13 protein-coding genes are annotated in these 14,986 nt (G+C 63.1%); 8 read left to right on the plus strand and 5 right to left on the minus strand.

The genetic code is table 11. The annotated features are described in order from the left end of the window. Window positions 1-124: 124 nt before the first annotated feature. From L0G76_RS00885 to guaB1, 3 genes are all read right to left on the minus strand, one after another. On the minus strand, window positions 125-1,180 hold the full coding sequence (locus L0G76_RS00885) for a hemolysin family protein (RefSeq protein WP_304355549.1): 1,056 nt from the start codon (window positions 1,178-1,180) through the stop codon (window positions 125-127). Then, window positions 1,180-2,508, minus strand: coding sequence for a hemolysin family protein (locus L0G76_RS00890; protein WP_304355550.1), 1,329 nt, complete (start codon window positions 2,506-2,508; stop codon window positions 1,180-1,182). Before L0G76_RS00890 ends, L0G76_RS00885 begins: the two co-directional genes overlap by 1 nt. Before the next feature lie 131 nt (window positions 2,509-2,639). Beyond that, window positions 2,640-4,097: a GMP reductase gene (gene guaB1, locus L0G76_RS00895; protein WP_304355551.1), complete on the minus strand. Its 1,458-nt coding sequence runs from the start codon at window positions 4,095-4,097 to the stop codon at window positions 2,640-2,642. A gap of 101 nt (window positions 4,098-4,198) precedes the next feature. Here guaB1 and L0G76_RS00900 point away from each other — a divergent pair, with 101 nt between their 5' ends. The 3 genes from L0G76_RS00900 (at window position 4,199) to L0G76_RS16305 (ending at window position 8,722) form a co-directional block, all read left to right on the plus strand. Beyond that, window positions 4,199-7,960 (plus strand): multifunctional oxoglutarate decarboxylase/oxoglutarate dehydrogenase thiamine pyrophosphate-binding subunit/dihydrolipoyllysine-residue succinyltransferase subunit, encoded by a 3,762-nt coding sequence (locus L0G76_RS00900; RefSeq protein ID WP_304355552.1) that lies wholly within the window; start codon window positions 4,199-4,201, stop codon window positions 7,958-7,960. Then, a complete protein-coding gene (locus L0G76_RS00905) occupies window positions 7,957-8,571 on the plus strand; it encodes a GDSL-type esterase/lipase family protein (RefSeq protein WP_304355553.1) in 615 nt (204 codons plus the stop codon). Before L0G76_RS00900 ends, L0G76_RS00905 begins: the two co-directional genes overlap by 4 nt. Before the next feature lie 76 nt (window positions 8,572-8,647). Then, window positions 8,648-8,722 carry a 50S ribosomal protein bL37 gene (locus L0G76_RS16305; protein ID WP_371860662.1) on the plus strand — a complete coding sequence of 25 codons (75 nt, stop codon included), beginning with the start codon at window positions 8,648-8,650 and terminating at the stop codon, window positions 8,720-8,722. A gap of 99 nt (window positions 8,723-8,821) precedes the next feature. Here the strand turns inward: L0G76_RS16305 and rsrA are convergent, their stop codons facing one another. Further along, window positions 8,822-9,094, minus strand: coding sequence for a mycothiol system anti-sigma-R factor (gene rsrA, locus L0G76_RS00910; protein WP_092101759.1), 273 nt, complete (start codon window positions 9,092-9,094; stop codon window positions 8,822-8,824). Then, entirely contained in the window at window positions 9,091-9,699 is a 609-nt protein-coding gene (locus L0G76_RS00915; protein WP_304355554.1) for a sigma-70 family RNA polymerase sigma factor, read from the minus strand. The genes rsrA and L0G76_RS00915 overlap by 4 nt, the downstream gene beginning before the upstream one ends. Window positions 9,700-9,896: 197 nt before the next feature. On the opposite strand from L0G76_RS00915, the gene L0G76_RS00920 reads away from it, so the two are divergent. From L0G76_RS00920 to L0G76_RS00940, 5 genes are read left to right on the plus strand one after another with little or no spacing between them, the layout of a single operon-like run. Beyond that, window positions 9,897-10,394 (plus strand): DoxX family protein, encoded by a 498-nt coding sequence (locus L0G76_RS00920; protein WP_304355555.1) that lies wholly within the window; start codon window positions 9,897-9,899, stop codon window positions 10,392-10,394. Next, a complete protein-coding gene (gene aroA, locus L0G76_RS00925; protein ID WP_304355556.1) occupies window positions 10,387-11,703 on the plus strand; it encodes a 3-phosphoshikimate 1-carboxyvinyltransferase in 1,317 nt (438 codons plus the stop codon). Before L0G76_RS00920 ends, aroA begins: the two co-directional genes overlap by 8 nt. 1 nt (window position 11,704) lies before the next feature. Continuing rightward, complete coding sequence (gene rsgA / locus L0G76_RS00930) at window positions 11,705-12,742, plus strand: ribosome small subunit-dependent GTPase A (protein WP_304355557.1); 1,038 nt, start codon at window positions 11,705-11,707, stop codon at window positions 12,740-12,742. A gap of 9 nt (window positions 12,743-12,751) precedes the next feature. Then, window positions 12,752-13,558, plus strand: coding sequence for an inositol monophosphatase family protein (locus tag L0G76_RS00935; RefSeq protein WP_304355558.1), 807 nt, complete (start codon window positions 12,752-12,754; stop codon window positions 13,556-13,558). 41 nt (window positions 13,559-13,599) lie between these two features. Further along, a complete protein-coding gene (locus L0G76_RS00940) occupies window positions 13,600-14,871 on the plus strand; it encodes an aminotransferase class I/II-fold pyridoxal phosphate-dependent enzyme (RefSeq protein ID WP_304355559.1) in 1,272 nt (423 codons plus the stop codon). The last annotated feature ends 115 nt before the right edge of the window (window positions 14,872-14,986 follow it).

Consider the following 14,986-nt stretch of genomic DNA (forward strand, 5'->3'; position numbering starts at 1 on the left):
GAGCGTCGCAGAACGCGTATCTGCGGGCTCCGTCGGGGGCCATTAGTAACATATTGTTACAAAAGAACGGGCCTTTGGATGACGCGTGTCACACATTCATCGCCGTACCTGCGTGATGTCATGCTCAATATTGGTATCGGCCCCGCTGCATGGCGTCCTGAACTTCGCCGACGAGCTCTTCCAGAACATCTTCGAGGAAGAGCAGACCCAGCACATTCCCCTCCGCAGACACGACCCTGGCCACGTGGATGCCGGCCTTCTGCATCTGGGACAGGGCCTCTTCCACCTCATCGCCCGATGTCACAGTGAACAGGGGACGGAACCGTTTTCCGGGAATCGGCGCACCGTATTCGAGGTCGCTGTCGGCGTAGAGGACGTCCTTGATGTGGAGATAGTCCTGCGGGTACCCATCCTCGTCGACGACGAAATAGCGGGAGAAGCCAGTCTTGCCGACCAATGTCACTAGCTCATCAGGGGTCACCCTCGAGGAGATGGTGATCAGCTCGGACATGGGCACCATGATGTCGGCGGCGGTCTTGTCGCTGAACTCCAATGCCCCCTTGAGCAGCCCTGTGTCGTCGGTGAGCAGACCTTCGCGCTTGGACTCGGCGACGATCGACTCAACCTGCTCGATCGTGAACGCCTCGTTGACCTCGTCGCGAGCCTCGATCTTGAACAGATGCAGGATCGAGTTGGCGAGACCATTCAGCGGTCGGATCACGAAGCCGAACACTCGCGACAGGAAGACGAGCGGGGGCGCCAACAGCATCACGGCGCGAGCCGAAGCGGCCAGAGCCATATTCTTCGGCACCATCTCACCGATCACCACATGCAGGTAGGTGACGACGCCGAGCGCCAGGACGAACGAGATCGTCGAGGACAGACCTGCGGGAATTCCCAGTCCTTCAAGGGGACCGGAGAGAAGATGGTGAATTGCCGGTTCTGCGACGTTACCCAGCAACAGGGAGCAGACGGTGATACCCAGCTGACAGATCGCCAGCATCACCGACACATGCTCCATCGCGTAGAGAGCGGTCTTCGCTGCGCTCGAGCCCTCCAGCGCCCGCGGCTCGAGCTGCGAACGTTTGGCCGCGACCACGGCGAACTCGGCCGCGACGAAGAAGGAGTTGCCCAGCAGCAGGACCACGAGCCAGACGAGGCCCATCCAGTCAGCACTCATCAGAATTCACCACCCTGCTCATAGCCGACCGTGTCGGTCGCCCGAAGGAGAATGCGCAGTCGCTCGATGCGCCGGCCGTGCATCCGCTCGACGCGGATCAGTGCGTCATCGGTGCGGATCTGGTCACCGGGTTCAGGTATTCGGCCCAACTCTTTGAGGACGAAACCGGCCAGAGTCTCGTAGTCGGAATCTTCCGGTATTTCCAGCCCGATAGTCGACGTGACTTCGTCGGGACGAAGCTGTCCGGGGACGATCCACGTTCCATCACGCGCGGGCCGCGCAGCCACTCGCATCCGATCGTGTTCGTCGGCGACCTCGCCGACGAGCTCTTCGACGACGTCTTCGAGTGTCACGACACCGGCTGTGCCGCCGAATTCGTCGACGACCACGGCCATCTGCAGGCCCTTGGCACGAAGTTCCATGAGGAGCGGATCGAGCAGAAGCGTTTCGGGAATCTCGGTCACCTCGGTCATCAGTCCCCCAGCATAGGCATCGTCTCGGTTCGACAGGGGAACCGCGAACGCCTGTTTGACGTGAACGACGCCGACGATGTGGTCCTTGTCCTCCCCCGCGACCGGGAATCGCGAGAATCCGGTCTCGCGGGCCTGTTCGATGATCGCTCGCGCGGTCGTGTCCTTGACCACCGATGACATCCGGGTGCGAGGAGTCATCACGTCCTCTGCCGTGCGCTCAGAGAAGCTCAGAGTCCGCTGCAGAAGATCGGCAGTCTGCTCGTCGAGCATTCCCTCCTCCGCGGAGTGCCGAACCAGAGACGTGAGCTCTTCGGGTGACCGACCGACCGAGCCCTCCTCCTGAGGTTCGATGTCGAAGGACAGCAGGATCTTGTTCGCGGTGCCGTTGAGCACGCTGATCACGGGCTTGAATGCGACGGAGAAGAGATACTGCATCGGCGCGGCGATGCGACCGGTGGCCAGCGGCACTGCGATCGCCAGATTCTTGGGCACCAGTTCGCCGAAGATCATCGACAGGAACGTGGAGACGATGAGTGCGATAGTCAGAGCAATCGGAGCCGCGAGTCCCGGGCTGACACCCATCGCTTCGAAGACCGGAGCCAAGAGCTTGCCCAGGGACGGCTCCATCAGGTACCCGGTCAGCAGAGTGGTGATCGTGATGCCCACCTGGGCCGCGGACAGCTGCGTCGACAGGTGGGTCATCGATCGGCGCAGCGTCTTGGCGCCGAACACGCCCTGCTCCACCGCCTTATCGGCAGTGTGACGGTCGAGAGTGAGAAGGGAGAACTCCGCTGCGACGAAGACGCCGGTGCCGCAGATGAGCAGGAGTGCTAGTGCAAGGTACAGCCATTCCATCAGTGACTATCCCTGCCGTTCACGGTCAGGAAATCACTGTGAGTGATGCGATCAGCCCCCGAGGGGTGAGGATCATCGTCTGGGGCGCCGGCTTCCCGCCGGCTGGGACTGTCACTGTGCATGAGGAGATCTTACCAACTCCGAGACAGAGGTCGTCCCTCGTCATATCCGGCAGCGCTCTGGACTCCGACCGTAGCGAGTTCCGCGAATTCTCTGAGACTGCGGGCCCCCGCATAGGTGAAGGAGCTGCGCACTCCCGAAGTGATGCCGTCGAGCAGGTCCTCGACTCCAGGGGATTCAGGGTCGATGTACATCGTTGACGAAGAAATCCCTTCTTCGAACAGTCCCTTGCGCGCGCGGGAGAATGCGGATTCGGTCCGAGTTCTGTTGGCCACCGCTCGAGCCGAGGCCATGCCGAAGCTCTCTTTGTACTTCCGACCTTCACCGTCGACGAGAAGATCCCCCGGGGACTCATGGGTGCCGGCGAACCACGAACCGACCATGACCTGCGAAGCCCCGGCCGCCAGAGCCAGCGCCACATCACGGGGATAGCGCACTCCCCCGTCCGCCCACACATGAGCCCCCATCTCCCGGGCTGCCTCGGCACATTCGCGAACCGCCGAGAACTGCGGACGCCCGACTGCGGTCATCATGCGCGTGGTGCACATAGCACCGGGGCCCACACCGACCTTGATGATCTGGGCACCGGCGGACACGAGGTCCCGAACGCCGTCAGCGGTGACGACGTTGCCGGCGACGATGGGCACTCCGAGGTCAGCAGCCGCGATCGAACTCAAGGTGTCGAGCATCTTCGCCTGGTGGCCGTGCGCAGTGTCAACGACAAGCACGTCGGCACCGGCGGCGACCAGGGCAGAGGCCCGCTCAACGGCGTTGCCGTTGACTCCGACCGCGACTGCGATCTTCAATCTGTTCTGATCATCGAGGTTGGGGGCGTAGATCGAGGACCGCAGCAGCGACTTGGGAGTCAGGGAACCCAGCACTCTGTCATCATCATCGACCACGGCGGCGAACGGTGTCCTGGATTCGTTCATGGTTTCGAACAGCGACTCCAGCTGTGCGCCGTCTGACCAGTCGACGTCTGTGGACCTGATCACATGCGGTGTCGCTTCGAGCAGTTCGGACACCGATGTGAACCGGTCGACGTCCTTGAGATTCGCCGAATCGATCACGCCTTCGAGCCTGCCCGTCTCGTCGACGACGACTCCGAAGCCGTGGGCGCGCTTGGCCAGAACGTGCAATGCGCTCAGCACCGTGTCTTCAGGGGAGAAGCGCAGCGCTGAATCGAAGACGCGATCGCGGCTCTTCACCCAGGCGATCGTGTCCTGAGCCGCAGACAGGGGAATGTCCTGCGGCAGAACAGCGAGGCCGCCTCGGCGGGCCATGGTCTCAGCCATTCGCCGGCCGGAGACTGCGGTCATATTCGCGGCCACGATCGGGGTTGTGGAGCCGGTGGGGTCGGTCGTGGACAGGTCGACGTCGAACCGGGAAGTCAGCGAAGACGCGTTGGGTACCAGGAAGACATCCGAGTACGTCAGATCATTATTCGGGTCATTTGAGATGAAACGCATAACACTATTGTCCCCTATGCGGACATACGCGGGCACATCGCGTTAGGCTGGTCATGTCGTTAAGCAGCAATTCTTGAATCAGGAAGTAGGCGATCAACGCCGTGTCCGTCAATACTCCGAACCGCACCGTCGACGACTTCGGGTCGAATGAGTGGTTGGTCGAGGAATTGTATGAACAGTACAAGTCCGATAAGAACTCCGTCGACCAGTCGTGGTGGCCGTTCTTCGACAAGTACGAAAAGAACGGGGGTGGGGCAGCAGCGAAGACTGCGGACGCCGAACCCACCGAGAAGACCGGCACCAAGGCAACCGCAAAGCCCAAGGCGAAATCGACCGCGAAGACTCAGACGAAAGCCGCGGACAAGTCCGCCAAATCAACAGCGGACTCCGCACCCGACGACAGCCCCCGCGGGGTGTCCCCTTCCTCCGCTCAGGCAGAGACCCTGAAGGCAGAGACCAAATCCGTGCCGACGGTCGTCGTCAAGGACACCGAACCCAAACCGGCTCCCGAAGAGACAGTGACGCCGCTGCGCGGCCCGGCGAAGCTGATCGCCAAGAACATGGACGATTCGATTGAGGTTCCCACGGCAACCTCGGTGCGCGCTATGCCCGCCAAGGCCCTCATCGACAACCGCATCGTCATCAACTCGCATCTCAAGCGGACCCGAGGTGGAAAGGTCTCCTTCACCCACCTCATCGGCTTCGCCGTCATTCGGGCACTGCGGAACTTCCCCTCGCAGAACGTCTCCTATGACACCCGCGACGGCAAACCAGTCATGGTCTCCCCTGCTCACATCAACTTCGGCCTCGCGATCGACGTGCCCAAGAAGGACGGTTCGCGCACGCTCATGGTGCCGAACGTCAAGAAGGCCGAGACACTGACCTTCCGCCAGTTCGTCGATGCCTATGACGGCATCGTCGACAAGGCTCGGCAGGGGAAGCTCACGGGCGACGACTTCGCCGGCACCACGGTGTCACTGACCAACCCCGGCGGAATCGGAACCGTGCACTCCGTGCCGCGTCTGACCAAGGGCCAGGGATGCATCATCGGGGTCGGGGCACTCGACTACCCGGCAGAGTTCCAGGGTGCCAGTCAGAACACGATCAACAAGCTGGCAGTGTCCAAGGTGCTCACGCTGACGTCGACCTACGACCACCGTGTGATTCAAGGTGCAGGGTCCGGTGAATTCCTCAAACTCGTCCACAGCTACCTCCTCGGCGAAGATGGCTTCTACGACGACGTCTTCGAGTCGCTGCGTCTGCCCTACGAACCCGTGCGCTGGGTTCCCGATGTCTCCGCCGAGGACCAGGACGATGTCAACAAGACCGCACGCGTCATCGAACTCATCGATGCCTACCGCACCCGCGGTCACCTCATGGCGAACACCGACCCGCTCGTGTACCGCCAGCGCTCGCACCCCGATCTCGACATCAACCAACACGGACTGACTCTGTGGGACCTCGAACGCGAGTTCCCAACGGGCGGCTTCGGCACCACTCCGATGATGCCCTTCCGCAACATCCTCGGACTCCTGCGCGAAAGCTACTGCCGCACGATCGGCTTCGAGTACATGCACATCGCCGATCCGCTGCAGCGCCGCTGGTTCCAGGCCAAGATCGAGGTCCCCCACCAGGAGCTGACACGCTCGGAGCAGGGTCACATCCTCGGTCGTCTCAACGCGGCTGAAGCATTCGAGACCTTCCTGCAGACGAAGTACATCGGGCAGAAGCGCTTCAGCCTCGAGGGTGGAGAGTCAGCAATTGTGCTCCTCGACGAGGTCCTCAACCAGTCGGCAGACACCGGCATGGAACAGGTCGCCATCGGCATGGCTCACCGGGGACGCCTCAACGTGCTCACCAACATCGCAGGCAAGTCCTATGCGCAGATGTTCCGCGAGTTCGACGGAACGATGTCCCCGGACAGCGTCCAGGGCTCCGGCGACGTCAAGTACCACCTGGGCACTGAAGGGTCGTTCACCTCGCCGGCCGGCAATTCGACCGACGTCTACGTCGCCGCCAACCCCAGCCACCTCGAGACGGTCAACCCGATCCTCGAAGGCATCGTGCGCGCCAAGCAGGACTTCATCGACCAGGGAGAAGCCGGCTTCACGGTGCTCCCCGTCCTCGTCCACGGTGACGCGGCCTTCGCCGGTCAGGGTGTCGTGACCGAAACCCTCAACCTCTCGGAACTGCGTGGCTACAGGACCGGTGGAACGATCCACATCATCATCAACAACCAGGTCGGATTCACCACGCCCCCGGCCTCGGCCCGTTCGTCCTTCTACTGCACCGACGTCGCGAAGTCGATCAACGCACCGATCTTCCACGTCAACGGTGATGACCCCGAATCCGTCGTGAGGGCAGCACGTCTTGCGTTCGAATACCGTCAGGAATTCAATCGCGACGTCGTCATCGACCTCGTGTGCTACCGTCGTCGCGGTCACAACGAGGGCGACGATCCGTCGATGACCCAGCCGCAGATGTACTCGCTCATCGAAAAGAAGGGTTCGGTGCGCAAGCTCTACACCGAATCGCTCGTCGGCAGGAAATGCATCACCGACGAAGAAGCCAGCGAAGCGCTCAAGGACTACCAGTCGAAGCTGGAATCGGCATTCGCCGAGACCAAGGAGGCCGAGACCGGCTCCTCCGATGGTGATGCCTTCAACGCCCCGCACGTACCCAGCGACATCGAGGCATTCAACAATGCCGAGACCGCGATCAGCACCGAGACACTGCAGCACATCGGAGAAACCTTCGCCGCGGTTCCGGAGAACTTCACCATCCACAAGAAGCTGCGAGCCCTCCTCGAGAAGCGCAAGGAGATGTCGCTGTCCGGGGGCATCGACTGGGGCTTCGCGGAGCTCCTGGCGTTCGGATCGCTGCTCATGGACGGAATCCCGGTCCGCCTCGCCGGCCAGGATTCCCGTCGCGGCACCTTCGTGCAGCGTCACTCGGTGCTCATCGACGCAGTCAACGGCAACGAGTGGACTCCTCTGCAGAATCTCAGCGATGAACAGGCCCGGTTCTGGATCTACGATTCGCTGCTGAGCGAATACGCGGCGGTCGGATTCGAATACGGCTATTCGGTCGAGCGCAAGGACGCCCTGGTCGCTTGGGAAGCCCAGTTCGGCGACTTCGCTCAGGGCGCCCAGACCGTGATCGATGAGTTCATCTCGTCCTCCGAGCAGAAGTGGCAGCAGAATTCCGGAGTCGTCATGCTCCTGCCTCACGGCTACGAGGGACAGGGGCCCGATCACTCCTCTGCTCGCATCGAGCGCTACCTGCAGCTGTGCGCCGAGTCGAACATGACCGTGGCTCTGCCATCGGACGGCGCCTCGTACTTCCACCTCCTGCGTCGCCACGCGATGACGACGAACAAACGTCCGCTCATCGTCATCACGCCGAAGTCGATGCTCCGGCTCAAGGCCGCAGCGAACTCCCCCGAGGATTTCACCACGGGAACGTTCGAGCCCGTCATCGACGATGCCGTCGTCGACCCCGAGCAGGTCGACCGCGTCGTGCTGGTCTCCGGCAAGCTCTACTGGGAGCTGCTGGCTCAGCGTGAGAAGAGTGAGGACACGAAGACAGCACTCGTCCGCGTCGAGCAGCTCTACCCGCTCGATGAGGACTCCATCGCGGCTCTGCTCGATCGGTATCCGGACAGCGCGCAGCTGGTCTGGGCACAGGAGGAGCCTGAGAATCAGGGCGCTTGGCCGTTCATGGCACTGAATATGCCACAGCTCCTGGGCGATCGTGAACTCACTGTGATCTCCCGTCCTGCCTCGGCGGCGACCGCCACCGGGCTCAAGCATGTCCACGAGGTCCAGCAGCAGGAGGTCATCGACAGGGTCTTCCGCCGGTGAGCTCCGCGACCCCGACGACCGTTGCTGTGATCGGTGGCCCTCTGGTCGCCGGTCTCGGCGACGGTCGTGGCCTCGGATGGGTCGGACGTGTCACGGCCAGGACGCTGCCCAGCCTCCCCGATCTCAGAGTCTTCCCCCTGGCTGTACCGCAGGAAGACTCGTCAGGGCTGCATGCTCGCACCATCGCAGAGGCATCACTGCGGTTCACCGACGACGGCGACAATCGGCTGGTGCTGGCTCTGGGTTCAGGCGACCTCGACTCGGGTCGTTCAGTTGCCCGCGCCCGTCTCGATGTGGCCAATGTCCTCGATGAGGCGCTGGCACGGAAGGTGTCGGCGTTCGTCATCGGCCCTCCCCCGGAGTACAACTCCGAACGGAATCGTGCGATCGCTGAGCTCAATACGAGCTTCTCAGATGTCGCAAAGCGACGCGGCATCGCCTATGTCGATACGTTCACACCTCTGCTCGGCCATCCCGTGTGGCAGCGTGAGATCGCTTCCTCGAGAGACCATCTTCCTGCTCAGGAAGGCTACGGCCTGCTCGCCTGGCTGGTGTTGCACCGTGGGTGGTTCCCGTGGCTGGGCGTCCAGGATGCCATGGGTGAGGCCTGACTCGATCTGACCGGCGGCGCTTTGCCCCGGCAGGACGGTCATGAAAGAATGGAACATCTAGCGAAGGAGTGTAATCATGAGCAAACGCAGCCGTAAGCGTCACGACCGCCGCCGCAACAAGGCGAACCACGGAAAGCGTCCGCTCGGCTGATTCTTCGGAATCACGCGAGCACATGAAAGTGGGCGGGAAGAGCAATGCTCTTCCCGCCCACTTTCATGTGCTCGGTCTTTCATGCGTTCGGTACGGCAACTATGCGTCGGCTCCCGGCCAGACCGTCTGCTCGGTGGCGATTCGCTGGCGAATCTTCTCCCGCAGTCCCATCGGTGCCTCTTCCCGGCTGCAGGACCGGCGCACCAACTCTTTGAGCAGCGCTTCGATCTCGTACTCGTCATGGCACGACGGGCAGTGTTCAAGGTGCACGGAGATCTCTCGGATCTCCGTCGTCGTCAGTTCTCCGTCAAGATAGTGGTAGATGCGCATCAGAGATTCCGCGCGCACATTCTCACAGCACTCATCGCTCATTTCGCACCTCCCACAGGTTTCGAGAAGCCGCGATCCGCTGCATAATCGGCGAGCATGTCGCGCAGCTGACGGCGCCCACGGTGCAACCGCGACATCACGGTGCCGATCGGCGTATCCATGATCTCGGCGATCTCCTTGTACGGCAGACCTTCGACATCGGCATAGTAGACGACCATGCGGAAGTCCTCCGGGAGCTCCGAGAGCGCGTCCTTGACGTCGGAGTCAGGCAGATGGTCGAGGGCTTCGAGCTCCGCCGAGCGACCGCCGGAGGACGAATGACTCGCAGCCTGGGCGATCTGCCAGTCTTCGATGTCTTCGCTGCCGTGTTCCAGCGGCTGTCGCTGCTTCTTCCGGTAGTTGTTGATGAAGGTGTTCGTCAGAATCCGATACAGCCAAGCCTTGAGGTTGGTTCCCGGCTTGTACTGGTGGAATGCCGCATAGGCCTTCGCATAGGCCTCTTGGACGAGGTCCTCAGCATCGGCGGGGTTTCGGGTCATTCGCAGCGCAGCTGCGTAGAGCTGATTGAGATACTCCAGAGCGTCACGCTCGAAACGAGCCGAACGTTCGGCCTTCGTCTCGGGGACTTCTTTGACTGATTCGGTCATCGTAGTCAATGGTACGCCCGTTCTCTCGAGGACGGCAGTGGCGTTCACAGACTTCTCCTTCTGCCTTTCGACTCGGCACCGACAAGAGCCTGCCCGCCGGTGCGTGTTCTCTCATTCAACACCGGGGCGAGGCCCCACTATTCCCGGACAACCGTTATGCTTGCCAGTGAGATGCCCGACACGTAGGAAGGACCATAGTGTCTCCAATCAGATTCCTCGCACGGCCCATGCTGGCCGCCGGTTACATCAGCAATGGGGTCGACCGTCTGCGCCGACCGGAAGCTGCGGCCGCCTCGATCGGCCCGCTGCTGAACATGGCGCGCAAACGCATTGACGTGCCCATTGATGCTCCTACCCTGGCACGTGCCACCGGAGCGGCTCAGGTCGCTGCGGGATCGCTGCTGGCGATCGGCAGATTCCCCCGGGTGAGTGCGACGATCCTCGTCGGCACCTACCTCCTCGACACCGTCGGCGAACGCATTGCCGCGGACAAGGCGACGTCGAAGGAGGACAAGCGCGAACGCACGGAGCGCACCCTCATCCGGACGTCGATGCTCGGCGGCGCGCTGCTGGCCAGCGTCGACACAGCGGGCAAGCCCGGTCTCTGGTGGCGCACACAGCATGCTGCCGAAGATCTCTGGTCGTCGGTCGAAGGCACCTCCAAACAGGCGATGAGTGCGCTTGGCGTTGACTGACACACCCGATTTCAGTGCACCCGCCACCGGTGACTGGCTCGCGCCGGTCGCCGGTGGCGTCGTCACCGCGAATGTCAGCGTTCCCGGTTCGAAGTCCCTGACCAACCGCTATCTCATCCTCGCAGCATTGGCCGAGTCCGAGTCATTCGTCCGTGGCTGGCTTCGCAGCCGCGACACGCAGCTCATGGTCGAAGCGCTCAAGGCCCTCGGGGCCGACATCGACGAGGTCGACGACAGCCTCCGCATCACTCCCATCGACTTCTCAGCCCACCTCGACGGTCCGCCGATCACCATCGACTGCGGTCTGGCCGGGACCGTCATGCGCTTCATTCCCCCGCTTGCGGCCGCCACCGGGCGCGAAGTCGTCCTCGACGGCGACGAGCAGGCCAGGGTCAGGCCGATGTCGGTGATCATCGATGCGCTGACCCGCCTCGGCGCATCCATCACGGCGGAGGACAACCTGCTGCCGATGACGATCCATGCACAGTCCCACCTTCGCGGTGGCCACCTCGCGATCGACGCCAGCGCCTCCAGCCAATTCGTGTCGGGCATGCTCCTGACCGCACCTGTGATGCCCCTGGGAATCGAGCTCGTCAACCGCGGTGAGTCCGTACCCAGCCGCGCCCACGTCGATATGACGCTCGAGGTCCTCGCCGATGCGGGAGTCGACGTCACGGAGCCCGAACCCGAACGATGGATCGTCGAACCGGGCCTCCCCCGGGGACTCGACGTCCAGGTCGAACCGGACCTGTCCAACGCTGCCGCCTTCGTCGCTGCCGCCCTGGCCACCAACGGCGACGTCACCGTCCTCGACTGGCCGGCCCATACGACACAGGCCGGCGATGGGTTCCGTGCCATCGCCGAAGCCTTCGGCGCCACCGTGACGCTGGACCGAAACGGTTTGCGCGTCCGAGGCCCCGAGGTCCTGCGAGCCGTCGACCTCGACCTCTCCGCCGTCGGCGAACTCACACCCGTCGTGGCTGCTTTGGCGGCCCTGGCCGACGGCACGTCGAACCTGACTGGCATCGGGCATCTCCGCGGGCATGAGACCGATCGACTCTCGGCCCTGCGCCGCGAACTCGGGGCCGTCGGTGTCGACGTCGATGAACATTCCACGGCACTGACGATCACCGGCTCGCGACTGCGCAGTGGGACGTGGCACACCTACAACGATCACCGCATGGTCATGGCCGGAGCCATCCTCGGTCTGAACGTCGACGGGCTGGTCATCGAGAATGCTGACACCGTGGCCAAGACCCTGCCGGAATTCACCCAGTTGTGGGAAGCCATGCTGAATCGCGGCGTCTGAGATGGCACGGATCTACCGCGACGAGGACTACCGCCCTCGCCCCAGCAAACGCGGTTCCCGGCCGCGGACGAAGAACAGGCCCAACCACGACGCTGCGATCGACGGACTCGTCACGGCCGTCGACAGGGGGCGGTATCGGGTTGTCGTCGCCGACGACTCCAGCAGTGTCCGTGACCTCACCGCATCGGGTGCGGCCACGTCCGACATCACGGCGGTGAGAGCCTCCCACCTGCGCAAGGACGCAGTGGTGCCCGGCGATATCGTCAAGCTCGTCGGCGACACTTCGGGCAGGAAGGGCTCGCTGGCACGCCTTGTCGAGATCAGCGAACGACGGACCGTGCTGCGGCGCAGCGCCGATGACACGGACCCGACGGAGCGGGTCATCGTCGCCAATGTCGACATCATGGGCATCGTCACCGCAACCGAGGATCCCGAGCCCTCCTACGGGCTCATCGATCGGGCCCTGACAGCGGCCTTCGATGCCGGCATCGTTCCCCTGCTCATCGTCACCAAGACTGATCTGAAATCGTCCGATGAGATCACACAACGATTCTCGGAGACCGGGGTCGAGATCGTGTCCTCCGGACTCCGACCCGACGGGTCACTCACCGATGCGAGGGTGTTCGACCGCCTGCAGAGCAAGGTCAGCGTCCTGGTCGGACATTCCGGTGTCGGCAAATCGACCCTGATGAATGCCCTGGTCCCCCGTGCTGAGCGAGCGACCGGCCACGTCAATGACGTCACCGGGCGGGGTCGGCACACCTCTTCGTCTGCGATCTGCCTTCGTCTTGACGGCGGGGGCTGGCTCGTCGACACTCCCGGGGTGCGCAGCTTCGGACTGGCCCACGTCGACCGCAGCACACTGCTCTCGGCCTTCCCAGAGCTCGTCGATGCCACTGCCGAATGTCCGCGTGGCTGCACTCATCAGGCTGATGCACCGGGCTGTCGGCTCGATGCCTGGGTCGCCGCGGGCAACGCCGGCTCTGGTGGAGTCTCACGGTTGGAATCACTGCGCAGGCTGCTGCCCACGACTGGATAAGGTGGAGGAATGAACGATCTCGACCTGGCGACCGAACTCGCCGAACTCGCCGACTCCATCAGCTATCCCCATTTCGTGGCACAGGACTTCACCGTCGAGACCAAACCCGATCTGACTCCCGTCACCGAATGCGACCGCGCAGTGGAGTCCGCGATCATGGAGCGCCTCAACCGCGAACGCCCGGAAGACAGTGTCCTGGGCGAGGAATTTGGCTCTCACGGGACCTCGCCGAGGCGGTGGATCGTCGACCCGATCGACGGCACGAAGAACTTCGTGCGCGGCGTCCCGATCTGGGCCACTCTCATCTCCCTGTACGACGGGCAGACACCGATCATCGGCATGGTCTCGGCCCCTGCCCTCGGGCGTCGCTGGTGGGCCGAGGCCGGGCACGGTGCCTTCACCTCGGCGCTGGGCGAACCGGCCAAACCGATCCAGGTCTCTGACATCGATTCGCTCGAGGATGCCTCCATGTCCTACGCGTCTCTGTCCGGGTGGAAGGACCTCGGGGTCCTCGACGAATTCCTCGGTCTCTGTGATTCGCTGTGGCGCACACGCGGCTATGGCGACTTCTACTCATACATGCTGCTGGCTGAGGGTGCGGTCGACATCGCGTGCGAGCCCGAGCTGGAGCTCTACGACATGGGCGCACTCGTTCCGATCGTTCTTGAAGCAGGTGGAACGTTCACGAACACGGCTGGGTTCCCCGGTCCATTCGGCGGCAATGCACTCGCCAGCAATTCCCGCCTGCAGGAACGTGCCCTTGATCGGCTGGGTCGAATCGCTCCTGCCGCCCGTCCTCCCCGCACTCAAGTATGAGTTCTCACCGAAACCCAATCATTTCAGAGGAAGAGGAACCGATGCCCGATGTGATGCGTGCCGATCTCTGGCATTCGATGGCTGATGCAGCCGGTCTGATCAGGGCCGACGGAACAATCGGTGAAACCATCTACGGACAGATGACGGCATTGGCCGAGCGGACCGGAGCCGTCAATCTGGGGCAGGGCGCACCGGGCACTGCCCCTCCTGCCGAGCTCATCGACGCCGCCGCTGATGCCATGCGCGAGGGATACAACCAGTACGCTCCGGGTCGGGGCTTTCCTGCTCTGCTCGAGGCTGTGGCTCAACAGCGGCGGCGGGACTTCGGTCACGAGATCTCGGCGGAGGACGTGCTGTATACGTGTGGGGCCACAGAAGGCCTCACCGCAGCCATTCTCGCGCTCCTGCCCCGTGGAGGCACCGTTCTCACTTTCGAGCCGTTCTACGACGGCTACCCGGCGGCTGTCGCCGCGGCGGGAGGCTCTTTGGTCACTGTGCCGATCCTGCCCACCGACAAGGGAGGCTTCGAACCGGACTGGGTTCGCTTCGACGACGCTGTCGGTGATGCCGAAGCCACTCCTTCGATCATCATTGTCAACACCCCACACAATCCCACTGGGTTCATGTTCAGCGCCGAAGACCTGGCTCGAATCGGCCATGCGGCAGTCGCCGCGGATGCTTGGGTTCTCACCGACGAGGTTTACGAGCAGCTCATCCTCGACGACGCGCCGCACGTGGCTCCGGCGGTTGCCATGGACGACAGTTCACGGGTTGTCACTGTCTCTTCGGCGGGAAAGTCATGGAACGCCACCGGCTGGAAGGTCGGATGGGTGATTGCTGAGCCCGAGGTCCTCCGCGCCATCCAAGCAGTCAAACAATTCCTCACGTTCACCGCGAGCGGCCCCCTGCAGATAGGTGTGGCGCGCAGCCTGGCCGACACCTCCGACTTCATCACCGAGAACCGTGCCTCGCTGCAGCAGCGCGCAGACGTTTTGGTGCCGGCATGTCGTGCCGTTGCCGGAATCATCGCGTCAACGCCGGCAGCCGGGTACTTCACCGTCGTCGACTTCTCGGCCCTGACCGATCTTGACGCCTTCGAGCTCAACGACCTGTTGGCCAGGCGGTACTCGATCGTCGGGATTCCCGTTCCTGCCCTGTGCCGGACCGGTTCCCCTGCACATACGGCATACCGGTCATCCATCCGCTACTCATTCTGCAAGTCTGCAGCCGATGTCGATCGCGGGGCACAGCTGTTCTACGACCTCGCCGCCGAGTTGGACCAGAATCCCGATGCGTTGCGCAGGGAGAGCTGATCTCACTGGCGCCGCTTGAGCACTGAAACAACTGCCCAGCGCAGATAGAGCAGGGGGCGGGACGGCATGATGGGCTACGCGCCCCCCCGATTTTTTTGGTGCGACCCCCACGCGG

The organism is Brevibacterium picturae (genome assembly GCF_030453725.1).
In the GTDB taxonomy this organism is placed as follows: Bacteria; Actinomycetota; Actinomycetes; order Actinomycetales; family Brevibacteriaceae; genus Brevibacterium; species Brevibacterium sandarakinum_A.

Coding starts and splice junctions, on each gene's coding strand:
- L0G76_RS00885 (WP_304355549.1), bottom strand. CDS start 1,180: ATGAGTGCTGACTGGATGGGCCTCGTCTGGCTCGTGGTCCTGCTGCTG.
- L0G76_RS00890 (WP_304355550.1), bottom strand. CDS start 2,508: ATGGAATGGCTGTACCTTGCACTAGCACTCCTGCTCATCTGCGGCACC.
- guaB1 (WP_304355551.1), bottom strand. CDS start 4,097: ATGCGTTTCATCTCAAATGACCCGAATAATGATCTGACGTACTCGGAT.
- rsrA (WP_092101759.1), bottom strand. CDS start 9,094: ATGAGCGATGAGTGCTGTGAGAATGTGCGCGCGGAATCTCTGATGCGC.
- L0G76_RS00915 (WP_304355554.1), bottom strand. CDS start 9,699: ATGACCGAATCAGTCAAAGAAGTCCCCGAGACGAAGGCCGAACGTTCG.
- rsgA (WP_304355557.1), top strand. CDS start 11,705: ATGGCACGGATCTACCGCGACGAGGACTACCGCCCTCGCCCCAGCAAA.
- L0G76_RS00935 (WP_304355558.1), top strand. CDS start 12,752: ATGAACGATCTCGACCTGGCGACCGAACTCGCCGAACTCGCCGACTCC.
- L0G76_RS00940 (WP_304355559.1), top strand. CDS start 13,600: ATGCCCGATGTGATGCGTGCCGATCTCTGGCATTCGATGGCTGATGCA.